Consider the following 24,824-nt stretch of genomic DNA (forward strand, 5'->3'; position numbering starts at 1 on the left):
CTACTTCACTTCCAGTCAGTCGCTGAGGGGGCCCGTGCGCGGCGGTAGCCGCGGATCGCTGTTCAGCGACCGGTCTTCGGGGCCTTCCAGCGGGCGATGCCGCGGGCCACCATGTTGAGGATCATCACGAAGGCGATCAGGGTGAGCGACGCCGCCCAGGCGCGGTCGTAGGCCGCTGTCGAACCCGCGCTCTGTGAGTACTGCTGGTAGATGTACAGCGGGAGCGACGCCTGCGCACCCTCGAAGGGGTTGGCGTTGATGAACGGGTTTCCGAAGACGAGGAGGAGCACCGGCGCCGTTTCGCCCGCGATACGGGCGATCGCCAGCATCACGCCCGTGATGATGCCGCCGATCGAGGTCGGGACTACCACCTTCAGGATCGTGCGCCACTTCGGGACGCCCAGGGCGAGGGACGCCTCACGCAGCTCGTTCGGGACCAGCTTCAGCATTTCCTCTGTTGAGCGTACGACGACCGGCATCATCAGGATCGCCAGCGCGAGGGAGCCCGCGAAGCCGAAGGGCTGCATGTCGAGCATCAGCATCAGGCTGAGGATGAACAGGCCCGCGACGATCGACGGGATGCCGGTCATGACGTCGACGAAGAACGTGACCGACTTGGCCAGGCCGCCCCGGCCGTACTCCACCAGGTAGATCGCCGTCAGGATGCCGATCGGGGCACCGATCGCGGTCGCCAGGCCCACCTGCTCCAGGCTGCCGAGGATCGCGTGGTAGATACCGCCGCCGGTCTCGCTGTCCGCCACCACGCCCATCGAGTGGGTGAGGAAGTAGACGTCCAGGACCTTCACGCCGCGCTGGATCGTCGTCCACAGGAGGGAGACCAGCGGGACCACGGCCAGGAGGAACGCCACCCAGACCAGGCTCGTCGCCACCCGGTCCTTCGCCTGGCGGCGGCCCTCCACCTTCGCGGCGATGCCGAAGGTGCCGAGGATGAAGAGGATGCCGGCGATCAGGCCCCACTGGACCTTGCTGTCCAGGCCGCCGGCGAGGCCGATGACGAGCGCGAGGGCGAGCGAGCCGGCTGCGATGGCCCAGGGGGACCACCGCGGCAGGCTGGCGCCTTGCAGCGTGCTCGGGGACTTGTCGGCTACTGCTGCTGCGTGGCTCATGCGTTGGCCCCCGAGTACTCGCTGCGGCGGGCGATGATCATGCGTGCCGCGCCGTTGACCAGCAGGGTGATGACGAACAGGACCAGACCGGAGGCGATGAGCGCGTCCCGGCCGAACTCGGTCGCCTCGTTGAACTTGCTGGCGATGTTCTGGGCGAAGGTGCCGCCGCCGGGGTTGAGGAGGCTGGCGTGGATGTCGAAGTCGGGGGAGAGGACGGTGGCCACCGCCATCGTCTCGCCCAGCGCGCGGCCGAGGCCGAGCATCGAGGCCGAGATGACTCCGGAGCGGCCGAAGGGGATCACCGACATGCGGATGACCTCCCAGCGGGTGGCGCCCAGCGCCAGGGCCGCCTCCTCGTGCATCTGCGGGACCTGGCGGAAGACCTCGCGGCTGACGTTGGTGATGACCGGGAGGATCATCACGGCCAGCAGGATGCCCACCGTGAGCATCGAGCGCGGGGCGCCGTCGTCCCAGGAGAAGACGCCGGTCCAGCCCAGGTAGTCGTTCAGCCAGCCGAACAGGCCGTCCATGTGCGGTACGAGGACCAGGGCGCCCCAGAGGCCGTACACGATGGACGGGACGGCGGCGAGCAGGTCGATCACGTACGCGACGGGGCCGCTCATGCGGCGCGGGGCGTAGTGCGTGATGAAGAGGGCGATCGCGACGGCGATCGGGACCGCGATGACCATCGCGATGATCGACGAGACCACCGTGCCGAAGGCGAGGACCGCGATGCCGAACTTCGGCGGGACGAGGCTGGTGTTCCACTCGAAGGTGGTCAGGAAGTTGGCGTCGTCCTTGCTGATGGCGAGGTACGCCCGGTAGGTGAGGAAGACCGCGATCGCGGCCATGATCACCAACAGGAAGATGCCCGAGCCGCGGGACAGGGCGAGGAAGATCCGGTCACCGGGTCGGGTGGCACCGCGCGCCGCGCGCTTCTGCTCGGCGGTCACGGCCGGCGGGGCGGTAGGGGGCGGGGTGTCGTCCGTGTCTGTGTTCTGTGTCGATATGTCCATGGAGGTCTCCGGTCTGCGGAGCCGCCTCTGCGGGTGTGGGGGCGGCTCGGGTGGGGCCGGGTTGCGGACGGCCCCTGGCGGCGGTGCACCGGACGGGTGCGGTCCGGACCGGGTTTCCCCGGATGCCGGACCGCACCGCTGGGATCAGCTCAGGCCCTCGATGGTGGTGCGGACCTTGGTGATGATGGCGTCGGGGATCGGCGCGTAGTCGATGCCCGACAGGATGCCCTGGCCGTCCTCGCTGGCGATGTAGCGCAGGAACGCCTTGGCGGCCGGCAGGGTGGCGGCCTTGTTGCCCTTGTCGCAGGCGATCTCGTAGGTGACCAGGGTGAGCGGGTAGGCGCCCTCGGCCTTGGTGTTGTAGTCCAGCTTCAGCGACAGGTCGCTGCCGGTGCCGACGACCTGCGCGGCGGCGACGGCCTTGGTGGCGCCGTCGGAGGAGGCCTTGACCGGGGCCGAGGCGCCCGTGTCGACGGCGACGGTGCCCAGACCGTCCTTGGCGTACGACAGCTCCATGTAGCCGATCGCGCCGTTGGTCTGCTTGACGCCCTGGGCGACACCGGAGGAGCCGGCCGCGGCCTGGCCGCCCTTGGCCTGCCAGGCCTTGCCGCCCTCGTACTTCCAGTTGTCCGGGGCGGCGGCGATCAGGTACTTGGTGAAGTTGTCCGTGGTGCCGGACTCGTCCGAGCGGTGGTACGGCTGGATCTTCAGGTCGGGCAGCTTGGCGTCGGGGTTGAGCTTGGCGATCGCGGCGTCGTTCCAGTTGGTGATCTTGCCGTCGAAGATCTTGGCGATCGTCGCGGCGTCCAGCGTCAGGTCGTCCACGCCCGAGATGTTGAAGGCGACGGCGATCGGACCGGCCACCATCGGCAGGTCGATGCCCTGGCCGCCGGAGCAGACCGCCTTGGACGCGGTGACGTCCTCGGGCTTGAGCGCGGAGTCCGAGCCGGCGAAGGCGACCTGGCCCTGCGTGAACGCGGTGACACCGGCGCCGGAGCCGGAGCCCTTGTAGTTCACCTGGACGCCCGAGCAGGCCTGGGTGAAGTTCTTGACCCACGCGTCGATCGCGTTCTTCTGCGCGGAGGAGCCGTCGGCCAGCAGCTGGCCCTTGGCGTCGTCACACTTGATGGAACCGGCGGCCGCGGTGGCGGAGGAGCTGCTGCCGGTGCTGGAGCCGGTGTCGTCGGAGCCGCACGCCGTGAGGGCCAGGGCGCCGGAGACGGCGAGAGCACCGAGGGAGAGAGCCCGCCGGTTCATGCGCTGAAGCTTCACTTGAGGAAGATCCTTCCAGGAGCCGCCGTCCTGAATTCCGGCGGCGTGCGGAGTATGCAGAAGTCTGCTCGGCACGGACACGACCACCGGGGTCGCGCACCGCACCGCGTAAGGCCGAAATTAGGCAGAACAGGTGAAGGCGCCTACGGGCGCGAGTGAACGGGGGGTGAACCCCTGGGGACGGTGCGGTTAGGTCACGGAACGCTCACGTCGAGGACACGAGACGATTCCGGCGGCCGACCGGTTCCGCCCACCCGTTATGCCAGGTGCAGGACGTGCAGCAGGGCGTCCACGAGGGTGCGGTCCCTCGGCTGGGTGAGCCGGTCCCGGGCGGCCGGCGGAGGGAGCCAGAGGAGGCGGTCCACCTCGTCGTTCGGGGCGAACACGCCCGACACGGCCTCGGCCGCCCAGTAGCGGACCTGCTTGGGGCGGCCGTTCGCCTCGTAGTCCACGGTCGGCAGCCGGGTCCCGGGCACCGCCCGGTAGCCCGTCTCCTCGTGAACCTCCCGCAGGGCCGCCGCGAGCGGGTCCTCGGCGCGTTTCAGCTTGCCCTTGGGGTGCGACCAGTCGTCGTACTTGGGGCGGTGGACCAGACAGAGTTCCAGCCCGCCGTCCGCCGGTGAGCGGCGCCACAGCACACAGCCCGCCGCCTGGACGGGGAAGTCCTCGGGGTTGTCCGCGGTGCTCACCTGGTCCTCACCACCTGTCCGTTCAGGGTGCGCCGATGGTCTGCTTCTGCCACGACCGCTGGAACGCGTACCGCGCGGCCTCCACCTCATGCCGCTGGTCCGCGTGCAGCACGCCGAGCGCGTACGCCGTCGCCGGCGCGATCCGGGGGGTGCGGGCCGCCTGGGCCGCGGCGGAGGACGCCTCCGAGGCGTCGCGGTGCCGGTCGAGCGCCTCGCCCGCCGCGAGCAGGCGGACGTCCTGCGGAGTGCTTCGGCCGTGCACGACCTCGCCGGCGTAGCGGTGCAGCCGCAGCAGCAGGCGGACCTGGTGCCAGGGCGCGTCCTGCGGGTGCGGGGCCGGGTCCGGGGAGAGGCCGTGGATCAGGGCCTCCGCGTTGTACGGGCTGCCTGCGGTGACGAGCGGCAGCGCGGTGACCGCGTCGGCGAGGCGCTCCTCGGCCGCGCCGGCCAGGGGGCGAAGGTCGGTGGCCGGCGCGGTGGGGGTGAGCGGGACCTCGCTGGCGAGGACGGCGACCTTGTCCGCGACGGCGTGGAAGCGGGAGGAGCCGAGGGCCTGGAGGGCGGTGGAGTGGGCCCGGGTGCGGGCGAGGGTGAGCTGGCGGTCCAGGAGGGCGCCCGCCTTCGCCGCGCCCACGGTGAGGTTGCCGCGGTCGGGGGTGGCCGGATGGACGGCGGCCCGGTCGGCCGGGCCCGGGAACGCCGGGCCCGGGAACGCCGGGCCCGGGAACGCCGGGCCCGGGAGCGCCGGGCCCGCCGAGCCGACCGGTTGGCCGGGTACCGGCGCCGCGCCCGACAGCCGGTTCAGCGCCAGCAGCAGCCGCTCCAGGCGGGCCCCGTACGCATGCTCCAGGGCCAACGTGCCGGACAGCCAGGCCAGTTCGGGGCGGATCCCCTCCGACCACTCGGGTTCGAGGAGCGGGCGGAAGGTGTGCAGGCTGCCGCTGATCCGACGGGCCGAGCGGCGCAGGGCGCGCACCGCGTCGACGCGCACCTCCGCGCTCGCCGGACCACCCGTCGAGGCGCTCGACGAGCCGTTCGGCACGGCGCCGCCCGTCTCCCGGTGCAGGCGCAGCGCGCGGAGGAACTCCGTGGCCTGGCCCCGGAGATAGCCCGCGAGGGCGTCTCCGGTGGACACGGGCCCGGCCGTGGGGTCCGTCAGGTCATGGTGTCGCTGTGCCACGCCGGCGCCTCCGGGCGTCTATGAGCATCTCCTGGACGTTGCGCAGGGGCGCGCCGTCCGCGTCGTGCGAGTGCCGGATCCACTCGCCGTCGGGGCCGAGGTGCCAGGAGGCGGTGGAGTCGGACATGCCCGTTTCCAGGAACCGGTTCAGGGACGCCCGGTGGGCCGGGTCGGTAACCCTGACCAGGGCCTCGATACGGCGGTCGAGGTTGCGGTGCATCATGTCGGCGCTGCCGATCCACACCTCGGGCTCCCCGCCGTTGCCGAAGCCGAAGACCCGCGAGTGCTCCAGGAACCGGCCGAGGATGGAGCGGACCCGGATGTTGTCCGACAGGCCCGGCACGCCCGGGCGCACCGCGCAGATGCCGCGCACCCACACGTCGACCTGGACGCCCGCCTGGGACGCGCGGTAGAGGGAGTCGATGAGTGCCTCGTCGACGATCGAGTTGACCTTGATGCGGACGTGCGCGGGCCGTCCCGCGCGGTGGTGCTGGATCTCCTTGTCGATGCGGGCGATCAGACCGTCCCGCAGGGACTTGGGGGCGACGAGGAGACGGCGGTAGGTCTCGCGGCGGGAGTATCCGGAGAGCCGGTTGAAGAGGTCGGAGAGGTCCGCGCCGACCTGCGGGTCGGCGGTGAGCAGGCCGAGGTCCTCGTAGAGCCGGGCCGTCTTCGGGTGGTAGTTGCCGGTGCCGACGTGGCAGTAGCGCCGTAGCGTGTCGCCCTCCTGACGGACCACCAGCGACAGCTTGCAGTGCGTCTTCAGGCCGACGAGGCCGTAGACGACGTGGCAGCCGGACTCCTCCAGCTTGCGCGCCCACTTGATGTTGGCGTGCTCGTCGAAGCGGGCCTTGATCTCGACCAGGACGAGGACCTGCTTGCCGGACTCGGCGGCCTCGATGAGCGCGTCGACTATCGGGGAGTCGCCCGAGGTCCGGTACAGGGTCTGCTTGATGGCGAGGACGTCCGGGTCCAGCGCCGCCTGCTCCAGGAACGCCTGCACGGACGTCGAGAAGGAGTCGTACGGGTGATGCAGCAGGACGTCCCGGCTGCGCAGGGCCGCGAAGATGTCCGGCGGGGACGCCGACTCGACCTCGGCGAGGTCGCGGTGGGTGCCGGCGATGAACTTCTTGTACTTCAGCTCGGGCCGGTCGAGACCGTGGATGCGGAAGAGACCGGTGAGGTCGAGCGGGCCCGGCAGCGGGTAGACCTCGGCCTCGCTGATCTTCAGCTCGCGCACCAGCAGGTCGAGCACCTCGCGGTCGATGGACTCCTCGACCTCCAGGCGCACCGGCGGCCCGAAGCGGCGCCGCATGAGCTCCTTCTCCAGGGCCTGGAGGAGGTTCTCGGCGTCGTCCTCCTCGACCTCGAGGTCCTCGTTGCGGGTGAGCCGGAAGGCGTGGTGCTCAAGGACCTCCATGCCCGGGAAGAGCTCCTCCAGGTGGGCGCCGATGACGTCCTCGATGGGGACGTAGCGGCCGGGGGAGCTCTCCAGGAAGCGGGACAGCAGCGGCGGCACCTTGACGCGCGCGAAGTGCTTGTGGCCGCTGACGGGGTTGCGCACGACGACCGCGAGGTTGAGCGAGAGACCCGAGATGTACGGGAAGGGGTGCGCGGGGTCGACGGCGAGCGGGGTCAGCACGGGGAAGATCTGGTGCCGGAAGAGCGTGAACAGGCGCGCCTGCTCCTTCTCCGTCAGCTCGCCCCAGCGGACCAGGTGGATGCCCTCCTCCGCGAGGGCGGGGGCGATGTCCTCGTGATAGGTCGCGGCGTGCCGGGCCATGAGCTCGCGCGAGCGGGCCCAGATCATCTCCAGCACCTCGCGCGGCTGGAGACCGGAGGCCGAACGGGTGGCGACCCCGGTGGCGATCCGGCGCTTCAGACCGGCCACCCGGACCATGAAGAACTCGTCCAGGTTGCTGGCGAAGATGGCGAGGAAGTTGGCCCGCTCGAGGAGGGGCGTGTTCGGGTCCTCGGCGAGTTCGAGAACGCGTTCGTTGAACGCGAGCCAGCTGCGCTCCCGGTCGAGGAAGCGGCCCTGCGGCAGCTGTGGGCCGTCGTACGGTGCCTCCTCGTAGGTGTCGAGGTCGGCGTCGATGTCGGGCTCGAGATCGGAGACCACGGCGGAGACGGTGTGCGGGCGGTGCGCGGCTATGGAGCCCACGGAGGGCTGCGCGTGCTGGACCTCGGCCTGGGCGTCTGACTGGCTCATGGACCCATTCTTCCGCGCCAGGAGCGTGACAGGCGCGTCGGAACGTGCGGGCGGGATCGCGTGGGGACCTCCGTGGGGCTGATTTCCCCCGGGAGGCGGCGAAGGCTCGGGCACGGCGGGCTTCATTCGCCGAGCGTCGCAAGGTCGTCTGAACCGATGGTTACGGCGACATGGCGTGCGGGATAGCGGGGGGCGGCTCGCGGGGGTCGATGTCGTGGAGCGCCGGGCGGTGGGCGGACGGACTGCCGGGGAGGACGTGTCGGCGGCGGCCGGGCGGCGGGCTGCGGCGGCGCGGGCTGGTCGCCGTGTGCGGGCGGTCCTGGCGGCGGGGTGTGCTGCCGGGTGCCCGTGGGGTGAGTCGTGCGGCGGGGCGTGGTGTGTGCCGTGTCGGGTGGGGTCCCTCCCCCCGTGGAGGGACCTCCATACCCACACCCCGGGGCCCGGGGTGTGGGTATGGAGGCAGGGGGCCGGATCAGGCCGCGGAGGCGGTGGCCGTGCGGCGGCGCAGGAGGAGGAACGCGGCGGCGGTGACGAGTGCGGCGACGGCCAGGACGACGCCGGTCTCCACGAGCTGGAGCGGCCAGTAGTGCGACTCGGGGTGGTAGGTCGTGTAGGAGCCGGTGACGCCCAGGTCGTCGAGGCAGCGCCGCGCTTCGGCGGCCGTGCCGTCGCAGATCCAGTAGCCGACGTCCGGGGTGTGCCGTCCATGGATCAGCAGGCCGTTCTCCAGCTCCCAGGCGTTGTCCGGGAGGTCGACGGCGGTCGCCGTCGAGGTGCGGGTGACGGTCGGCCAGAAGGAGCCGCGGTACTGCGCCACGACGAAGGCGAGCAGCCCGCTCGCCGCGACGGAGACGGCCAGTGCGGGCAGCGCGCGGCGCAGCAGGAGCGCGGTGAGCACGCCGAGGGCGAGCGCGCAGAGGATGTACGCGAGGCCGGCCGGTCCTCGTGAGAGGTAGGCGTCGTCGCTCATCCACCCGTTGTCCGTCAGGGTGCGGTGGGCGCCCCAGGCCCAGCGGTACACCAGGACCAGCACGGTGGCGCCGGCGGTCAGGGCGAGCGCGGGAACGGCGAGCTTGGCGGTGAGCCAGCGGACGGGGGTGATGCCCTGGGACCAGGCGAGGCGCGCGGTGCCGTTCTCCAGCTCGCGGCCGATCAGCGCGCCGCCCGCGAAGGCGGCCACGGCGAGGAAGCTGTAGGAGATCAGCAGGCCGACCCAGTTGAGCGACTGGCTGTAGCCGACCCAGCCGACCGACATGTCGCACAGGTCCTGGCCCGCCCGCTGACAGGACTCCCAGGCCGCGAGTTCCTCCTTGACGGCGTCCTCGGTGAGCCACACCAGCCAGCCGCTCAGGGCCAGGACGACAGCCGCCCAGACGAGGAGGGCGGTGCGGTGCAGGCGCAGCACGGTGCGGGCGGTGCCCCAGGCGGTACGGCCGTCCACGCCGCTGCCGCGGGCCGGCCTGGGGGACGTGGGCGTCTCGGCGGCGACGGCGGTCATACGGAGGCCTCCGTGCCGCCGCGCGTGGGGGTGGCGGTGGCGCGCTTGAGCAGGACGAACGCGGCCACGGCGAGGGCGGCGGCCACGGCCACCACGAGGGCGGTCGTGGTCAGCTGGAGCGGCCAGTAGTGCGACTCGGGGTGGTAGGTCGTGTAGAAGCCGGTGGCGTCGAGCTCGTCGTAGACCGTCTTGCAGGTGGAGGAGACGGAGGTCGGCCCGCAGCCGGGGTCGGCTATGTGCGCGCCGGTGGCGGTGACCAGGCCCGAGTCGACGCCGAGGCCCGAGCCCCGGTAGCCGTCGTCAAGGCTGGTGACGCGGGTGACGGCCGGCCACAGGTGCGGCATGAGCTGGTCGGCGAGGAACCGCGTGGCGGCGACGCCGGTGAGGGCGAACGCCAGCGCGGGCAGCGTACGGCGCAGCAGCACGCCCCCGAGGGCGCCGCCGGCCAGGCCGGTCAGGGCGAAGGCGACGGTGGTGGGGCCGTTGGTGTGCAGGGTGAGGTTGTCGTACCAGCTCTTGGCGGTGTCGATACGGCCGTCGCCCGCCGACCACATCAGGCGGTGCAGCGTGACCAGCAGGCCGGTGCCCGCGGTGACCAGGACCGTGGGCACGATCAGCTTGGTGGCCAGCCAGCGGGCCGGGGACAGGCCCTGCGTCCAGGCGAGCTGCGCGGTGCCGTGCTCCAGTTCGCGGCCGAACAGGGCGGCGCCCGCCCAGGCGGCGACCACGAAGGGGAGCGCGGTCAGTGCGCCGGTCGTGTACCCGTACACGTCCTTGTGGCGGACGATCGCATCCGGGTCGTAGTGGCAGGAACCACGCTTGAGGCAGAACTCGTTGTACTCCCGCCAGGCCGCGGCCGACGAATCGGTCAGCGGACCCCACAGCCACACCAGGCCGGCGGCGAGGACGGCGACGATGCCGATCCAGACGTACAGGGCGGGCCGGTGCAGGCGGAACAGCCAGCCGGCTCCGGGGGCGTGCCCGGTGGTCTTCGATGCGTCCGGAGACAGGGCGAGTGCGGTCATACGGCGGCCTCCTCGGGCTCGGCCGGGGTGAGCGGGGCGGCCTGCGGGTTGCGCAGATAGGCGAGCACCAGCTCCTCCAGGGAGGGCGTCGAGGTGCGCCAGTCGTCGGGGAGCCGGCCCGCGGGGCGCACCAGGGCGGTGAGCTGGCGGCCGGTGACCCGGGACTCGACGACCGTGTGCGGGGCCAGTTCCGGCAGGCCGCCCGGGGCGCTGTCCGGGGAGCCGTCCACGAGGGTGGGCCCGGTGGAGCCCGTGGCGGTGCTCACGCGCGTGTGGGCGGCGAGCAGGTCGTCGATCTCACCGGCGAGGCGCACCCGGCCGCCGCCGACAAGGAGCAGGTGGTCGCAGGAGTCCTCCAGCTCGGCGACCACGTGCGACGACATCACGATCGTCGTGCCGTACTGCGCCGCCCGCGCCATCAGGGTGCCCATCAGCTCGTGCCGGGCCAGCGGGTCGAGGTCGGCCATCGGTTCGTCGAGGAGGAGCAGCTCGGGCCGCTTGCCGAGGGCCAGGGCGAGCGCGACCCGGGTGCGCTGGCCGCCGGAGAGTGCGCGGATCTTCTTCCTGGGGTCGAGATCGCCCGCGGAGACGATCCGTTCGGCGGTCTCGGCGTCCCAGCGCCCCGGGTTGAGATCGGCGCCCACGCGCAGGGTCTCGGCGACGGAGAGTTGGGGGTACAGCGGCTTGTCCTGGGCGACGTAGCCGACACGCGCGCGTGCGGACGCGGGATCCGTGCCGAGGACGGTGACCCTGCCCTCGGTGGGGGCCAGCAGGCCGGCGGCGAGGGCGAGCAGCGTGGACTTGCCCGCGCCGTTGGGGCCGACGACGGCACAGACGCGCCCGGCGGGGAGGCGGAACGTGCACTCGCGCAGCGCCCAGCCCCCGCGCCGGCCGAAGCGCTTGCCGAGCGCGGTTGCCGCCATGGCGGTGTCGGTCATGAAGGGTCTCCAGGATTCAGGTCGTGCCGGTCGTGCATGTCTGTTCGGCTGTGCCGGGCGGGCCCGTCGGGCCGGTCTGTTCGGCTGTGCCGGTCGGTTCGGCCGTTCGGGTCCGGCACGGCGAAGTGCTCGTCGAGTACGGCGGTGAAGAGCGCGGCGACGTCGTCGCGGTCCAGTGCGGCCTCCCGGGCCCGGACGGCCCAGGCGTCCAGCTCCGCGCGCAGGGGCGAGTCGGCCGGGGTGGTGTTCAGCCCGCGCCGCACGAAGGTGCCGACGCCGCGCCGGGCCTCCACCAGCCCGTCGCGCTCCAGCTCGCGGTACGCCTTCAGCACGGTGTTCGGGTTGATGGCTGTCGCCTCGACGACCTCGCGGGCCGTGGGCAGCTTGTCGCCGGCCTGCAGCACGCCCAGGCGCAGGGCCTGCTTCGTCTGCTGGACGATCTGGACGTAGGTGGCCACGCCGCTGTGCCGGTCGATGCGGTATTCGACCACTGGACAACCACCCTTTCACTAATTGAGTAGTGAAAGGGTGGTGGAGGGTGGTGCCCGAAGTCAAGAAAAAATCGTGCGGCGAACCGTGAACCGATGGGCGGGGCCCGTCCGATGAGGGGATGTGAGCGAAACGAGAAGCGACGGGGAGCTGCTGCGGGCCATCGCGGCAGACCGGGACCGTCACGCCTTCGAGGAGCTGTACCGGCGGTACGCACCCTGGCTGACCGCGCGCCTGCGCGGCCGCTGCGCGGACGCCGGGACAGTCGACGACGTCGTGCAGGAGACCTTCCTCGCGGTGTGGCGCGGCACCGCCCGCCACCGCCAGGAGGGCTACTCCGACGACGCCGCCGGCTGGCTGTGGCGCATCGGCTCGCGGCGGCTCGTCGACGCCGTGCGCGGGGACGGGGCGCGCGGCCGACTGCGCCAGGCGCTGTACCGGCTGCGCCACCGCGACGAGGCCTCGGCGGAGGAACGCGTGCTCGCGGGGGTGGAGCACGGGGACCTCGCCGGGGCCCTCACCCGCCTCTCGCCGGAGCTGCGGGCCGTCCTCCAGGCGACCGTCATCGACGGGCTCACCACCCGGGAGGCGGCCGTTCTGCTCGGCATCCCGCCCGGCACCGTCAAGACGCGGGCCCAGCGTGCCCGCAAGCAACTGCGGGAGGCGCTGGCATGAGGCGGCACGTGTGCGGAACCGACTCGCGCGGACGCGCGGGCGACGGACAGTCGAGGGAGGTCGTGGCATGACGTGGCATGTGGCTGAAGAGGACCTGCGGGCGTACGCGCACGGCGAGTTGGCGCCGCCGCTGCTGTGGTCCGCCGACACCCACCTCGCCGGGTGCGCGCAGTGCCGGGCCCGGCTCGCGGAGACCACCGACCCCGTCGCGCTGGACGCCGGCTGGGAGCGGCTGGACGCCGAGCTGGACGCGCCGCGGCAGGGCCTGCTCGAGCGGCTGCTGGTGCGGCTCGGGGTGGCCGACCACACCGCGAGGCTGCTGACGGCGACCCCGGTCCTGCGCCGCTCCTGGCTCCTGTCGGTGCTGTTCCTGCTGGTCGTGACGGTGCTGGCGGTGCGTGTGGCGGACCAGCCCGCGCTGTTCCTCGCGCTCGCCCCGCTGCTCCCGCTCGCCGGAGTCGCCCTGTCGTACGGCCCGTCCCTGGACCCGACGTACGAGATGGCCGTCGTCGCCCCGTTGCACGGCTTCCGGCTGCTGATGATCCGCACGGTCGCGGTGCTCACCGCGGGCCTGGCCTTCAACGGCCTGGCGACGCTGGCACTGCCGGGGTACGGGCTGCTGGCCCTGGCCTGGCTGCTGCCCGCGCTCGCCCTCACCGCGACGGGACTCGCGCTGACCGCCCGGCTGGGGCCGGTCGTGGCGCCCGCCCTGGTCGGCGGCGCGTGGGTGTCGCTGCTGGTGTTGGCGAAGAGCCAGGTGCACGCCCACGACACGCTCGCCCCGTTCACGGTGGCCGGCCAGTCGGCCGCGGCGGCCGTGGCGGCCCTCGCCGCCCTCCTGCTCTACCAGGCCCGTGACCGCTTCGACGCCCGACCGCTGGGCGGCTTCGCGGACGGGGGCACCGGGTGACGCGGCCACCCGCGACCTCGGCCCCCGCCCCGCCCGCCCACCGGACTTCCAGGAGCTTCGCATGACCACCGCTTCCACCGGCCCCGCCACCCTGACGGCCACCGACCTCTCCCTGCGCTTCGGCGGTACCCGTGCTCTCGACGGGGTCTCGCTGCGGCTGACGCGCGGAGTCACCGGGCTGCTCGGTCCCAACGGCGCGGGCAAGACCACCCTGTTGCGGGTGCTGGCCACGGCCGTGCCACCCGACGGGGGCGCGTTCACGGCCCTCGGGCACGACCCCGGCACCGCGGCCGGCCGGCTGGCCCTGCGCCGCACGCTCGGCTATCTGCCCCAGACCCCCGGCTTCCACCCGGATTTCACGGCCTTCGAGTTCGTCGACTACGTGGCCATCCTGAAGGAGCTGACCGACCGCGGCGCCCGGCTGCGCGAGGTACGGCGCGTGCTGGAGGCCGTCGACCTCTCGGAGGTGCGCGGCACCCGCATCAAGCGGCTGTCCGGTGGCATGCGCCAGCGCGTCGCCCTGGCCGCCGCACTCGTCGGCGAGCCCGGCTTCCTGGTGCTGGACGAGCCGACGGTCGGCCTCGACCCCGAACAGCGCATGCGCTTCCGCGAGTTGATCGCCCAGGCCGGCGAGGGCCGCACGGTACTGCTGTCCACCCACCAGACGGAGGACGTGGCGATGCTCTGCCACCGGGTCGTGGTGCTGGCCCGGGGCCGCGTCCACTTCGAGGGCACCCCGGCCGACCTGACGGCCCGCGCGGCCGGCCGGGTCTGGAGCAGCACGGAACGCGATCCGAACGCCCTGGCGGGCTGGCGCACCGGCACCGGAAGCTTCCGCAACATCGGCGATCCGCCGACCGGCGCCGAACTCCTCGAACCCACCCTGGAGGACGGCTACCTGCTCACCCTCGACGGCGAGAGCGCGGAGGTGACGGCGTGAGCACCACGACCCCGACGATCACGGAACCCGCCGCCCCGCTCACCGAGCCGCCGCGCGAGGGCCACCGCGCCAAGGCCGTCCTCGCCCTCGCCCGCTTCGAGACCCGCGAACTGCTCCAGCAGATCCCGGTGCTGTTCTTCTTCGCCCTGTACGTCGTCCTCATCGCCCTGCGGCTGATGAGCAAGGACGGCATGGACGACTTCCCCGTCCTCAACACGGTCGACCGCCGCACCCAGGCGACGCCGCTGCTGTTCGCCCTCGCCCTGTTCATCTGCGCCAACGCGGCCGCGCTGCGCTCGCGCAAGCACGGCACGGCGCAGCAGTTCGGGGTTCTGACCATGGAGCCCTGGCGGCGCACCCTCGCCCATGTGCTCTCCGTGATCCCCTACGCGGGGCTCACCGCGCTCGCCGTCGCGGCCGAGTACACCCGGGAGGCGCTCAAGCCCGGCGCGATCGGCCACGGCTCCTTCGGGGAGCTGGCCGTCGGACCCCTGACTGTCCTGCTGGCGGGCGTCACCGGTGTGCTGCTGGCCCGTCTGCTGCCCTCCTCCTTCGTGCCCATACTGTTCGTCATCGCCGTGTACGTGCTCGGCGTCCTGGCCTCCGGACTCATCGACGTCCGCAAGGAGTGGGTGGGCTGGCTCGACCCGATCCAGTTCTTCTCGTCCAGCGGTGGCGACCCGGTCCCCTCCGACCTGCTGGGCCGTCCGGCTGGCTGGCACGCCCTGTACGTGACGGGCCTGTGCGCCGTGCTGGCCTGCGTGGCCCTGCTGGTCGCCGGCGGTCGCACCCGGGCCGTCAAGGCGGCGACCGCGCTCGCCCTCGCGGCCACCGCGGCCGGTGTGATCGGCCAGTTCCCGGGGGACACGTCGGCTCTGGACGCGGCGCGCAGGACGGCGTCCGACTCCCCGGCGAAGGTCCAGTCGTGCACGACGCACGACGGCTCGACGTACTGCTCGTTCCCCGAGTGGGCCGGTGTGCGGGACGACTGGGCCGAGGTCGTGGACCGCGTCAGGTCCGGGGCCGGCGGCACGGCGGCGGAGGGCCGTCTGACGGTCCGCCAGCGCGTCTACACCGACGGCGGAGTGGAGATCGACGGCGCCATCGAACCGTCCACCACTCCCGGCGAGGTGACGGTCGGTACACGCTGGGGCGGCAACCGCGTCCCCGAGTTCGCGGTCGGTGTCGCCACGGTCCTGGTGGGAGGCTCGGAGGACGTGACGACCGAGCCCATGTGCGACGCCCGCGCGGTGACCATCATGTGGCTGGTCCTGGGCCAGGACCCCACCCCGACGGCCACCTTCCGGAACGTGCGGCTGGACGACAGCACCACCGGCTCGGGCGTGGTCCTGGCCCCGACGAACGGGCTGAGCCTGTCGGGCCCGCAGACGACGGTGATCCGGGAACTGCTGGACCGGCCGCGTGCCGAGATGACGGCCCGGGTCAAGGCCCACTGGACGGAACTGACGTCCGCGCGGACGACGACCGCCCAGGCCGCGAAGCTGCTGGGTGTCGAGGTGCCGAAGGAGGCGGACCAGTGCGAGGAGTAGCGCGGACAGCGACGAGAGGGCTCCCGGCGGACCTGTTGCGGCCCCTGGTGCCGCCGGTGTGGCGCGGCCTTCCCCGGCGGGCGCTGACCACGGCCGGCGGGCTGGGCCTGCTGCTCGCCGGCACCACCCGGCTGCCGGACCACGCTCCGGACGCCGAACTGGGGCGGCTGGTCCTGCGCCTCACCGCCCTCACCGGCGCACTGGGCCTGGCCTTCCTGCTGGACGACCCGGCCCGCAACACCACGGCGACGACACCGGTGGGCCGCCCGCGGCGAACCGTGCTGCGGCTGGCCTTCGTCGCCCCCCTGGCGGCCCTGTGGTGGGCGGCGGTTCTGCTCCTCACCCCGGCCCCGACCCGCCCCGCGCTCGGCCCGGCCACACTCGAGGCCGCGGGGACGGCCTGTGCCGCCCTCGCCCTCGCGACGATCGCCGTCCGCTTCACCCAGACGGCGGAGGTGGGCAGGAGCACGGCGGTCTGGCTGGGGACGGCGGCCGCGGTGGCGGTACTGGTCCCGAACCGGTGGGGCCTGCTGGGCACGTCCCAGGACCCCTACTGGGCGGCGACGCAGGTGAGATGGGCGGTGGTGCTGGGGGCGACGGTCACGCTGAGCGTGCTGTGGACACCGGAGCCGCTGCGGGCCCGGCCCCGCAGACACGGGTCGGGCCGGCTCGGTCCGCCCTGGGGCCGTCTCTCCGGGTGAGGCTCGGCCCTCGGGTGAGGTCCCGGCTCCCGGGTGAGGTCCAGGTTCTCCTGGGCCGGCTCAGGTCTCCGTCCGGTACATCAGGTCCGTCTCATGGGTGATGAACCCCAGCCGCTCGTACACCGACACCGCGGCCTTGTTGTCGGCGTCGACGTACAGCATCGCCGTCGGCAGGCCCTGCGCCGCGAGATGCCGCAGGCCGATCGTGGTGAGGGACTTGCCGAGGCCGCCGCCCTGCGCGCCGGGGGCCACCCCGAGGACGTACACCTCTCCGAGCTGCTCCTCGGCGTGCACCTTCGTCCAGTGGAAGCCGACCAGCCGCTCGCCGTCGAAGGCGAGGAAGAAGCCGGCGGGGTCGAACCAGGGCTCGGACCTGCGGGCGTCGAGGTCGCGCTGGGTGAGGGAGCCCTGCTCGGGATGATGGGCGAAGGAGGCGGCGTTGACGGCGAGCCAGGCGGAGTCGTCCTTCCCGGGGACGAAGGCGCGGACGGTCACGCCCTCGGGCAGCACCGGATCGGGCAGCTCGAGGTCGGTCAACGGCCGCCGCATCTGGCGCAGTTCGCGGAACAGGGAGAGGCCGAGGACCTGGGCGAGGTGCCGGGCCGCGGAGTGACCGCCGTGGGCCCACACCCGGAGCCGCTTGCCGGAGGCGGCGAGCAGGGCGGAGCCGAGCGCGCGGCCGTGTCCGTGGCCGCGGTGCGAGGGGTGGACGACCAGTTCGGCGGCGGGCGCCTCGACCGGATCGGTGTCCTCCAGCTGGGCGTAGCCCACGAGTTCGTCGCCGAGGTTGAGGACCAGGTGGGAGACGCCTTCGCGGGCACCTCCGCGCAGCTGGAGGCGGCCCTGTTCGGACACCGCCTGCTGGCCGTCCGTCCGGGCGGCCTCCGCGAGCAGTTCGAGGACGGCCTCGGTCTGTTCGGGGGAGAGCTCGGAGTGGGTCTCGATGGATCGGGAGCCGGGGATCCGTGCGATGTCGTCGCTGGTCATGCGTACGAGGGTAAGGGTCGGGACGCACAAAGTGGGGGCAAGGGGAGAGGCGGAAGGCTGCGGTCCGGAAAGGCAAAGCAGAGGGTAAGCCCAGGACAAAGGGAAACCAGGATGTAACCAAGAACCCCCTGTCGCGCTACGCGCGTTGACCCTAGGCTGCGCCGGACGGGGCCACTTCCTCATACGTCTCTCAGGGCCGGTCGGGCCCGGGGGACGCAGACACCACAGGCAGACACCTCAGGGGGGCGCATGCCAGCCACTTCCCAGCCGCATCCGAACGGCAGACGTCGTACGTACCGTCTTCTCGCGGCCGCCGCGGGTCTCGCCACCGCCGGTGCCATGGCCGCCGCGCTTCCGGCGGACGCCCATGACACCAAGCACTCCAAGCCGCTGCCGAGCCGCTACCAGGACGTGCAGCTGCTGTCCTTCAACGACCTGCACGGCAACCTCGAGCCCCCGTCCGGTTCCTCCGGCCGGGTCACGGAACTCCAGGCGGACGGCACGACGAAGACGATCGACGCGGGTGGTGTGGAGTACCTCGCCACGCACCTGCGCGAGGCCCGCAAGGGCAAGACGTACTCGGTCACCGCGGCCGGCGGCGACATGGTCGGCGCCTCCCCGCTGATCTCGGGTCTGTTCCACGACGAGCCCACCATCGAGGCGCTGAACAAGCTCGACCTGGATGTCACGTCGGTCGGCAACCACGAGTTCGACGAGGGTGCCAAGGAGCTGGCCCGGCTCCAGAACGGTGGCTGTCACCCGACGGCCGGCTGCTACACGGACAAGCGGTTCAAGGGGGCCGACTTCCCGTACCTGGCGGCCAACGTCCTGTCCGAGAAGAGCGGCAAGCCGATCCTCCAGCCGTACTTCGTCTGGAAGAAGAAGGACGTCAAGATCGGCTTCATCGGCGTGACGCTGGAGGACACCCCCGGTGTGGTGTCCGCCGAGGGCGTCAAGGGCCTGAAGTTCAAGGACGAGGTCGAGACGATCAACAAGTACGCCAAGGTGCTGCAGAAGCAGGGCGTGAAGTCGATCGTGGCGCTGATCCACGAGGGCGGGCTGCCGGCCTCGGGCTCCTACAACTACAACTGTGACTCCCCGGGCGCGGGCGCCGGCATCTCCGGCCCGATCGTCGACATCGCGAAGAACATCACGCCGGCGGTGGACGCGCTGGTGACGGGTCACACGCACGCCGCGTACGCGTGCACGATCCCGGACCCGTCGGGCAAGCCGCGCACGGTCACCTCGGCCGCGTCCTTCGGCCGGCTGTACACGGACACCACGCTGACGTACGACCGCTTCACCGGTGACATCGCGCGTACGGCGGTCAAGTCGGCGAACCACGTGGTCACCCGGACCGTCGCCAAGGCGCCCGACATGACCGAGCTGATCACCAAGTGGAACACCCTGGCGGCCCCCGTCGGCAACCGGGCGATCGGCTACATCTCCGCGGACGTCCCCAGCACGGGCACCGAGTCCCCGATGGGCGACCTCATCGCGGACGCCCAGCTCTGGTACGGCAAGCAGCTCGACCCGGAGACGGACCTCGCGCTGATGAACCCGGGCGGCGTCCGGGCGGGCCTGACCTACGCGGCCAAGGGCAGTGAGGGCGACGGCGTGGTGACCTACGCCGAGGGCTTCACCGTCCAGCCGTTCTCCAACACGGTGAACCTCCAGGACTTCACCGGCGCCCAGCTGATCCAGGTCCTCAAGGAGCAGGTGAGCGGGACGAACGCGAGCGCGCCGAAGATCCTTCAGCCGTCCGCCAACCTGACGTACACGCTGGACCTGACGAAGAGCGGCGCCGACCGTGTCGTCACGGACTCCATCAAGCTGAACGGCGCGGCGATCGACCCCGCCGCCACCTACCGCGTCTCCACGAACAGCTTCCTCGCGGGCGGCGGCGACGGCTTCACCACGCTGGGCCAGGGCACGAACGACCTCGTCGGCGCCGACGACCTGACCGCCCTGGAGCAGTACCTGCTCGCCAACTCCTCGGCCACGGGCCCGATCGCCCCGCCGACGGCGAACCGGATCGCGATCGTGCAGTAACCCACGAGCGACCCGCGAGCACAGCGGTTCACGAGGCGGCCCCGTCATCGACGGGGCCGCCTCTTCGTATTAAAACCTGTGTGAGTTCTCGGTTGGTTCCCGATGCCGCCTGAAAAGTCGTCTCAGCCGCAATTCATCGAGGTCTAAGCGGAATCGGCCTTTTCCTCTTCCGTCGTCCCGTAATGTTTTCCATGTCGAAAGCGAACGACGCGAAAGCGAAGTAAGCGAACAGAGCGAACGGAGAGCACCATGAGCTTCCATAAGATCACCCCCGTCAAGAAGGCCCGCAAGACCGCTGCCGCCCCGGCCCCGAAGCCCGTGGCCAAGAAGAAGGCCGCGAAGAAGGTCACGCCGAAGCGCCGCCCGGTCTCCCACAAGGGCTGATGTCGCAGTCGCCTCGGTCGACACTGTTGCAAATACGCGACAAATAAGCCGCGCGTAAAACCAGCATATTCAGCACCTGATAAATGGAGAGGTAATTCCCATGAGCTTCCACAAGATCACCCCCGTCAAGAAGGCCCGCAAGACCGCTGCCGCCCCGGCCCCGAAGCCCGTGGCCAAGAAGAAGGCCGCGAAGAAGGTCACGCCGAAGCGCCGCCCGGTCGCGCACAAGGGCTGACGGCACGCCACGAGGCGGGGTCACCGGTGAGAGCCGGTGACCCCGCCTCGGCCGTGCCCTTCGTACACGGCCTTTCGTACACGGCCTTTCGTCCACGCAGGGAGTCGAGGGAGTTGCTGACATGAGGGAAGCCCGTGAGGCCTTCCGCCGCTTCTGGCCGCTGACCCGCGGTGACCGCGGGTGGATGCTGGTGATCGTGGGGTGCGTGGTGGTGTCCGCGCTCGCCGAGACGGCCTCCATCCTGCTGTTCGCCGAACTCACCGACAACGCCCTCGAGGCCGGCTCGCTCTCCGCCTTCTGGGGGCCGGCCGGAGCCTGGCTGGGCGTCGCCGCGGTGGGCGCACTCGTCGGCTACCTGGGCAACTCGCTCGCGACCTGGACGGCGGAACGGTTCGTCCTCCGGCTGCGCGCGAACGTCTTCGGTCACGTCCAGGATCTGCCGCCCCACTTCTTCCAGCGGCACCGCCGCGGTGACCTGGTGGAACGCCTGACGGGAGACGTGGAGGCCATCGAACAGCTGGTCGTGTCGGGCGTGGTCGGCACGATCTCCGCGGCCTTCTCCGCGGTCTTCTACGCGGCGGCGGCCCTGTGGCTCCGCTGGGATCTGGCCCTCGCCACCTTCGTCCTCGCCCCGCTCTTCCTGCTCGCCGCCCGCCGCTTCTCCGGCCGGATCAAGCAGGCCTCGCAGGACGAACGCGTCGCCGACGGCGCGATCACCTCGGTGGTGGAGGAGTCGCTGGGCAACATCGTGCTGACCCAGGCGTACAACCGCCGCCGCGACGAGGAGCGCCGCCTCGACAAGGAGGCCCGCGCGTGGATGCGGGCCAGTGTGCGCGGGGCGCGGCTGAGCGAGATGTACGAGCAGTTCGTCGAGGTGGTCGAGACTCTCTGCGTCCTGTCGGTGATCGGCCTGGGCGTCTGGGAGATCTCGGCCGGCCGGATGACCCTCGGCGCCCTGCTCGCCTTCGCCGCGTTCATCGGCTACCTCTATCCGCCGGTCCGCAACCTCGGCCAACTCGGCCTGACGGTCACCGCGGCCACGGCGGGCGCGGAACGCATCGCGGAACTCCTGGACGCGCAGCCGTCGGTGAAGGACCCGGACGCCCCCGTCCCCGCCTGGCCGGTCCAGGGCCGGGTCAGCCTGCACGGCGTCTCGTTCCGCTATCCCGACGCGGCCCGCGCGTCGCTGCGGGACGTGACCTTCACCGTCGGCCCCGGCGAACTGGTGCTGGTCACGGGCGCGAGCGGGGCCGGCAAGTCCACCCTCTCCAAACTCCTCACCCGCTTCTACGACCCCGACGAGGGCGTCGTCCGCCTGGACGGGGTCCCGCTCACGGACGTCCCGCTGGAGTTCGTCCGCGAGAACACGGCGTTGCTCCCCCAGCAGACCCTCGTCCTCAACGGCACGATCCGGGAGAACATCGCGTGCGGCCGTCCGGGCGCCACGGACCCGGAGATCGAGCGAGCGGCCAGGTCGGCCGCCGCCCACGAGTTCATCGCCGCCCTCCCCGACGGCTACGACACCCACATCGCCCCCGGCACCGCGGCCCTCTCCGGCGGCCAGCTCCAGCGCATTGCCATCGCCCGCGCGATGCTCCGCGCGGCCCCGGTCCTCGTCCTCGACGAACCGACCGCCGGCCTCGACTCGGTGGCCGCCCGGCAGATCGTCCAGCCGCTGCGCCGCCTCATGTCGGGCCGCACCACGATCATGATCACCCACGATCTGAGCCTCGCCCGCGACGCCGACCGCATCCTGGTCGTGGACGAGGGGCGGCTGCTGGACGCAGGCACGCACGACGAGCTGATGACCCGCTGCGCGGCCTACACCAGGCTGGTCGAACCCTGGTCGGAGCCGGCCGGGGAGAGCACGGCACGCAAGCGGCTCACCGACGACACGCTGGTGCTGCGCCTCTGAAGCAGCGCCGGGTGTCCGAGTCACCCCACCCGCAGCACGTACCCCAGCCCGCGTGCCGTCTGGATCAGCCGCGGTTCGCCGTACTGCTCCAGCTTGCGCCGCAGGTACATGACGTACACGTCGAGCGTGTTGGACGTCGGCTCGAAGTCGAAGCCCCAGACGTCCTTGTGGATCCGGGCGCGGCCGAGGACCTTCGTCGGATGGCGGAGGAAGTACTCCAGGAGGGAGTACTCGGTGGGGGTGAGGTCGAGCGGGCGGGCGGCGCGGGTGACCGTGTGGGTAGGCAGGTCCATGATGATGTCGTGGAAGGTCAACCGGGTGGAGGCGGCCCCGGCGGGCGGGGACGCCCGTCGGGGCCCCCGGCGCAGCAGGGCCCGTACCCGGGCCAGCAGCTCCTCCGCGGCGAACGGCTTCATCAGATAGTCGTCCGCGCCGTTGTCGAGGGCGACGATACGGTCGCCCACCGCGTCCCGGCCGGTGATCATCAGGATGGGGACGGTGGAGCCGGAGGCCCGGATCCGCCGGGTCGCGGCCAGACCGTCCAGGCCGGGCATGGTGACGTCCATGAGGACCAGGTCGGGGGCGTTGCCGGGGGCTCCGACGAGGTCGAGGGCGAGGTCGAGGGCGAGCCGTCCGTCTCCGGCGAGGACGGTCTCGTAGCCCTCGAAGCGGAGCAGCCGGCCGAGTCCCTCGCGGATGTCCGCGTCGTCGTCGGCCAGCAGTATCCTCCCCGCCGTACCCGCTCGCCCCGCCGTACCCGCTCGCCCCGCCGTTCCCCCGCCCGCTGCCGCCCCCGCCGTTCCCTTCACCGTTCGTATCACCATTCCCTCACGGTGGAGCGAGGGGCTGTGGTGGAGCTGGCAGAGGGATGTCAGGAGGCCGTGGGGGTCCAGTCGCCCAGCCAGTCCGCGACCTCCTGGGCGGCGGCCTGGGCGTCGGTCAGCTGGGGACGGTCGGAGCTCGCCGCGCCCGACCCCGCGCCGGTGTTCCTGTACTCCGCGAACCGGTCGTCCTTCCAGGAGAAGCCGCTCATGTCGGTCCACGGCGTGGTCCTGACGGCGGCGCTCAGGGCGGTGTTGCGGACGGTTGTCTGCGGGTCCAGGGTCGCGTCCCCGCCCGCGTGCCAGGGGCGGCCGAGGTAGAAACTGCGGTCGGCGACGTCACCGTTGACCGTGGAGTTGGCGATCAGGATGCCCTTGCGGCCGGCGGCCGTGCTGGGGGCCGTGACATAGCCGGCCGAGGTGCCGTTCCAGCGCTTCTTCAGGGTGATGACGGACTTGTCGATCACCGCGGTGGCCCGGCCGAAGATGAAGTCGGTGTTGCCGATGACGTAGGAGTTGGTGAGGTAGACGCGGCCCAGCTTCTCCTTGGCCGCGGTGTCCACCAGCAGGGTGTCCTGGTCGCCGCTGACGATGACGCTGTCGAGGAACACCTTGTCGGCGGAGGTGCGCAGGGCGACCGCCTGGTTGGCGATGTCCTGGTGGGCGGCCTCGTCGAAGTCGTTGGAGATGGTCAGGTTACGGGCCTGGAAGTCGTCGCCGTCGACGGCGACGGTCGCGCTGCCGCCGGTGCCGTACGTGCCGGAACCGTCGGGCTTCGGCGTACCGGACGCGTTGTCGTAGACGATGGTGGTGTCCTTGCGGCTGCCGCCGGTGCCCTGGATGGTGACGTGCGGCTTGTTGGACGGGACCTTGACCAGCTCGCGGTACGTGCCCGGCTTGACGGCGATCACGACCCGCGCGGGGTTGTTCGCCGGCACGGCGTTCACGGCGGCCTGCACGGTCGTGTACTGCCCGCTGCCGTCCTTGGCGACGGTGAGCGTGGTGGCGGCCGCGGCCTTCGTGGTGGCCGTCGTCGTCGTACTCGCGGAGGTGCCGATGGAACTGCGCGGGCCCGCGCCCGACTTGAGCAGCGCCGGCACGTCGGCCGCCTTGTCGAGGGTGTACGCGTAGTACGTCTTCGGGTCCCAGGCCGCGCCCGTGCCGCCGCTCTCGTTCTTGCCGGTCGTGCCGGAGAAGACGTTGCCGCGCTGGACGAGGGTGGCGCCGGCGTCCCGGACGACGGGGTTGGCCAGGCCCTGGAAGTAGGAGTTCTCCAGGACCATGTTCGTCCCGCCGCGCGAGTAGTTGCCGTACGAGGACTTGATGTCCGTCCCCGCCACATCCTCCAGGAAGTTGTTGTACAGGTGCGCGTGGGCGACGTTGTCCGTGGACGGGTTGCGCTGCTCGGTCTCGCGGATCCAGTTGTGGTGGATCGTGATGTCGGCGGTGACGTTGTCGGTCCAGCCGATGCCGAACGCCTTGTTCTCCTGGCTCAGTTTGTTCCAGGAGACCGTCAGATAGGTCGTGTCCTTGCGGCTGTCGATGAGCCCGTCGGCCATGTGCCGGATGTCGTTGTGGTCGATCCAGACGTGGTGCGCGCCGTCCATCTGGATGCCGTCGTAGTCGTGCTCCTTGTCGTTCCAGACGCCCTGGTAGGCGTCCCGGATCGTCAGGTTGCGGATGATCACGTTGTGGACGCCCTGGCCGAGGAAGAAGCCGCCGCCGACGATGTGCCCGGCGGTCCCGGACCCCACGATCGTCTTGTCCGACTGGACCTTGATCTCTTTCCCGACCGGGTCCATGGTGATCGTCGCGGCGACGACGATGACGTACGGCTCGGCGGCGGTCGCGTACTTCTCGAGGTCGGCGAGCGTCTTCACGGTGACGGTCTTGCCGTCCCGGCCGCCGTACGTACCGTTCTGGCCCAGGGCGTCGACGGAGGCGAAGCCGTCGGCGGTGGCGGTCGCCCAGGCGGGCGCGGCGGCGGGCGCGGCAGCGGCCTTCGCCTGCGCGTCCGCTCCGAGGAGCCCGAGGTCGGCGCCGTAGGCCAGGGTGCCGGCGGCGGTGAGGACGAGGGGGATGCCGAACGCGAGGGCGGTGCTGCGCCTGCGGTGTCGGGGCCTGCTGGTGCCGCTGCGTCGGTGCGCGCTCATACGACCATCCGTTCCGTGCGGGGCGGGGGGAGTTGATGCGCTGCTGGGTCGCCGC

General features: G+C 71.7%; 22 protein-coding genes. 9 read left to right on the forward strand and 13 right to left on the reverse strand.

From position 1 onward, the window contains the following. Positions 1-62: 62 nt before the first annotated feature. From pstA to OHU34_RS22760, 10 genes are all read right to left on the reverse strand, one after another. A complete protein-coding gene (gene pstA / locus OHU34_RS22715; protein ID WP_142264994.1) occupies positions 63-1,127 on the reverse strand; it encodes a phosphate ABC transporter permease PstA in 1,065 nt (354 codons plus the stop codon). After that, positions 1,124-2,143, reverse strand: a complete 1,020-nt coding sequence (pstC, locus tag OHU34_RS22720; protein ID WP_028807380.1) for a phosphate ABC transporter permease subunit PstC — start codon at positions 2,141-2,143, stop codon at positions 1,124-1,126. Before pstC ends, pstA begins: the two co-directional genes overlap by 4 nt. Before the next feature lie 144 nt (positions 2,144-2,287). After that, positions 2,288-3,415 (reverse strand): phosphate ABC transporter substrate-binding protein PstS, encoded by a 1,128-nt coding sequence (gene pstS / locus OHU34_RS22725; protein WP_142264993.1) that lies wholly within the window; start codon positions 3,413-3,415, stop codon positions 2,288-2,290. A 257-nt stretch (positions 3,416-3,672) separates the two neighbouring features. Next, on the reverse strand, positions 3,673-4,104 hold the full coding sequence (locus tag OHU34_RS22730; RefSeq protein WP_142264992.1) for an NUDIX hydrolase: 432 nt from the start codon (positions 4,102-4,104) through the stop codon (positions 3,673-3,675). 22 nt (positions 4,105-4,126) lie between these two features. Continuing rightward, positions 4,127-5,284: a CHAD domain-containing protein gene (locus tag OHU34_RS22735; RefSeq protein WP_405768028.1), complete on the reverse strand. Its 1,158-nt coding sequence runs from the start codon at positions 5,282-5,284 to the stop codon at positions 4,127-4,129. Then, positions 5,265-7,496, reverse strand: a complete 2,232-nt coding sequence (locus OHU34_RS22740) for an RNA degradosome polyphosphate kinase (RefSeq protein WP_200839724.1) — start codon at positions 7,494-7,496, stop codon at positions 5,265-5,267. Before OHU34_RS22740 ends, OHU34_RS22735 begins: the two co-directional genes overlap by 20 nt. A gap of 472 nt (positions 7,497-7,968) precedes the next feature. Continuing rightward, positions 7,969-8,994: a hypothetical protein gene (locus tag OHU34_RS22745; RefSeq protein WP_142264989.1), complete on the reverse strand. Its 1,026-nt coding sequence runs from the start codon at positions 8,992-8,994 to the stop codon at positions 7,969-7,971. After that, the gene (locus tag OHU34_RS22750) at positions 8,991-10,019 is read right to left on the reverse strand and encodes an ABC transporter permease (protein ID WP_142264988.1); all 1,029 of its coding nucleotides are present in this window, start codon (positions 10,017-10,019) and stop codon (positions 8,991-8,993) included. Before OHU34_RS22750 ends, OHU34_RS22745 begins: the two co-directional genes overlap by 4 nt. Continuing rightward, positions 10,016-10,957, reverse strand: coding sequence for an ABC transporter ATP-binding protein (locus tag OHU34_RS22755; RefSeq protein ID WP_405768031.1), 942 nt, complete (start codon positions 10,955-10,957; stop codon positions 10,016-10,018). The genes OHU34_RS22750 and OHU34_RS22755 overlap by 4 nt, the downstream gene beginning before the upstream one ends. Then, the gene (locus OHU34_RS22760; protein ID WP_230195336.1) at positions 10,954-11,448 is read right to left on the reverse strand and encodes a GntR family transcriptional regulator; all 495 of its coding nucleotides are present in this window, start codon (positions 11,446-11,448) and stop codon (positions 10,954-10,956) included. Before OHU34_RS22760 ends, OHU34_RS22755 begins: the two co-directional genes overlap by 4 nt. Positions 11,449-11,569: 121 nt before the next feature. Between OHU34_RS22760 and OHU34_RS22765 the strand changes: the two genes are divergently transcribed. From OHU34_RS22765 to OHU34_RS22785, 5 genes are all read left to right on the forward strand, one after another. Further along, positions 11,570-12,121 (forward strand): RNA polymerase sigma factor, encoded by a 552-nt coding sequence (locus OHU34_RS22765; protein WP_142264985.1) that lies wholly within the window; start codon positions 11,570-11,572, stop codon positions 12,119-12,121. A 67-nt stretch (positions 12,122-12,188) separates the two neighbouring features. After that, entirely contained in the window at positions 12,189-13,031 is an 843-nt protein-coding gene (locus OHU34_RS22770; RefSeq protein ID WP_142264984.1) for an anti-sigma factor, read from the forward strand. Positions 13,032-13,092: 61 nt separating this feature from the next. Then, the gene (locus tag OHU34_RS22775; RefSeq protein WP_142264983.1) at positions 13,093-13,971 is read left to right on the forward strand and encodes an ABC transporter ATP-binding protein; all 879 of its coding nucleotides are present in this window, start codon (positions 13,093-13,095) and stop codon (positions 13,969-13,971) included. After that, positions 13,968-15,521 carry an ABC transporter permease gene (locus OHU34_RS22780; protein ID WP_142264982.1) on the forward strand — a complete coding sequence of 518 codons (1,554 nt, stop codon included), beginning with the start codon at positions 13,968-13,970 and terminating at the stop codon, positions 15,519-15,521. The genes OHU34_RS22775 and OHU34_RS22780 overlap by 4 nt, the downstream gene beginning before the upstream one ends. Then, the gene (locus OHU34_RS22785; protein ID WP_230195337.1) at positions 15,509-16,222 is read left to right on the forward strand and encodes an ABC transporter; all 714 of its coding nucleotides are present in this window, start codon (positions 15,509-15,511) and stop codon (positions 16,220-16,222) included. The genes OHU34_RS22780 and OHU34_RS22785 overlap by 13 nt, the downstream gene beginning before the upstream one ends. 60 nt (positions 16,223-16,282) lie before the next feature. Here the strand turns inward: OHU34_RS22785 and mshD are convergent, their stop codons facing one another. Beyond that, the gene (gene mshD / locus OHU34_RS22790) at positions 16,283-17,209 is read right to left on the reverse strand and encodes a mycothiol synthase (protein WP_142264981.1); all 927 of its coding nucleotides are present in this window, start codon (positions 17,207-17,209) and stop codon (positions 16,283-16,285) included. A 249-nt stretch (positions 17,210-17,458) separates the two neighbouring features. Here mshD and OHU34_RS22795 point away from each other — a divergent pair, with 249 nt between their 5' ends. The 4 genes from OHU34_RS22795 (at position 17,459) to OHU34_RS22810 (ending at position 21,795) form a co-directional block, all read left to right on the forward strand. After that, positions 17,459-19,261, forward strand: coding sequence for a bifunctional metallophosphatase/5'-nucleotidase (locus tag OHU34_RS22795; protein WP_405768036.1), 1,803 nt, complete (start codon positions 17,459-17,461; stop codon positions 19,259-19,261). Between the two features lie 249 nt (positions 19,262-19,510). Further along, positions 19,511-19,645, forward strand: a complete 135-nt coding sequence (locus OHU34_RS22800; RefSeq protein WP_268267485.1) for a hypothetical protein — start codon at positions 19,511-19,513, stop codon at positions 19,643-19,645. A 100-nt stretch (positions 19,646-19,745) separates the two neighbouring features. Beyond that, positions 19,746-19,880 carry a hypothetical protein gene (locus tag OHU34_RS22805; RefSeq protein ID WP_199920330.1) on the forward strand — a complete coding sequence of 45 codons (135 nt, stop codon included), beginning with the start codon at positions 19,746-19,748 and terminating at the stop codon, positions 19,878-19,880. 121 nt (positions 19,881-20,001) lie between these two features. Next, entirely contained in the window at positions 20,002-21,795 is a 1,794-nt protein-coding gene (locus OHU34_RS22810) for an ABC transporter ATP-binding protein (RefSeq protein WP_142264979.1), read from the forward strand. A gap of 20 nt (positions 21,796-21,815) precedes the next feature. Here the strand turns inward: OHU34_RS22810 and OHU34_RS22815 are convergent, their stop codons facing one another. Beyond that, on the reverse strand, positions 21,816-22,619 hold the full coding sequence (locus OHU34_RS22815) for a response regulator transcription factor (protein WP_405768040.1): 804 nt from the start codon (positions 22,617-22,619) through the stop codon (positions 21,816-21,818). 47 nt (positions 22,620-22,666) lie between these two features. After that, entirely contained in the window at positions 22,667-24,769 is a 2,103-nt protein-coding gene (locus OHU34_RS22820; RefSeq protein WP_405768043.1) for a pectinesterase family protein, read from the reverse strand. Positions 24,770-24,824 lie beyond the last annotated feature (55 nt).

The sequence above is a fragment of the Streptomyces sp. NBC_00080 genome, assembly GCF_045041255.1.
Taxonomy (GTDB): domain Bacteria; phylum Actinomycetota; class Actinomycetes; order Streptomycetales; family Streptomycetaceae; genus Streptomyces; species Streptomyces coriariae.

Bases quoted from the DNA above. Each gene is read 5' to 3' on its own strand.
- OHU34_RS22750 (WP_142264988.1), bottom strand. From the start codon at position 10,019: ATGACCGCACTCGCCCTGTCTCCGGACGCATCGAAGACCACCGGGCAC.
- OHU34_RS22745 (WP_142264989.1), bottom strand. From the start codon at position 8,994: ATGACCGCCGTCGCCGCCGAGACGCCCACGTCCCCCAGGCCGGCCCGC.
- mshD (WP_142264981.1), bottom strand. From the start codon at position 17,209: ATGACCAGCGACGACATCGCACGGATCCCCGGCTCCCGATCCATCGAG.
- OHU34_RS22755 (WP_405768031.1), bottom strand. From the start codon at position 10,957: ATGACCGACACCGCCATGGCGGCAACCGCGCTCGGCAAGCGCTTCGGC.
- OHU34_RS22810 (WP_142264979.1), top strand. From the start codon at position 20,002: ATGAGGGAAGCCCGTGAGGCCTTCCGCCGCTTCTGGCCGCTGACCCGC.
- pstA (WP_142264994.1), bottom strand. From the start codon at position 1,127: ATGAGCCACGCAGCAGCAGTAGCCGACAAGTCCCCGAGCACGCTGCAA.
- OHU34_RS22800 (WP_268267485.1), top strand. From the start codon at position 19,511: ATGAGCTTCCATAAGATCACCCCCGTCAAGAAGGCCCGCAAGACCGCT.
- OHU34_RS22820 (WP_405768043.1), bottom strand. From the start codon at position 24,769: ATGAGCGCGCACCGACGCAGCGGCACCAGCAGGCCCCGACACCGCAGG.
- OHU34_RS22740 (WP_200839724.1), bottom strand. From the start codon at position 7,496: ATGAGCCAGTCAGACGCCCAGGCCGAGGTCCAGCACGCGCAGCCCTCC.
- pstC (WP_028807380.1), bottom strand. From the start codon at position 2,143: ATGGACATATCGACACAGAACACAGACACGGACGACACCCCGCCCCCT.
- OHU34_RS22815 (WP_405768040.1), bottom strand. From the start codon at position 22,619: ATGGTGATACGAACGGTGAAGGGAACGGCGGGGGCGGCAGCGGGCGGG.
- OHU34_RS22805 (WP_199920330.1), top strand. From the start codon at position 19,746: ATGAGCTTCCACAAGATCACCCCCGTCAAGAAGGCCCGCAAGACCGCT.
- OHU34_RS22795 (WP_405768036.1), top strand. From the start codon at position 17,459: ATGCCAGCCACTTCCCAGCCGCATCCGAACGGCAGACGTCGTACGTAC.
- OHU34_RS22775 (WP_142264983.1), top strand. From the start codon at position 13,093: ATGACCACCGCTTCCACCGGCCCCGCCACCCTGACGGCCACCGACCTC.
- OHU34_RS22770 (WP_142264984.1), top strand. From the start codon at position 12,189: ATGACGTGGCATGTGGCTGAAGAGGACCTGCGGGCGTACGCGCACGGC.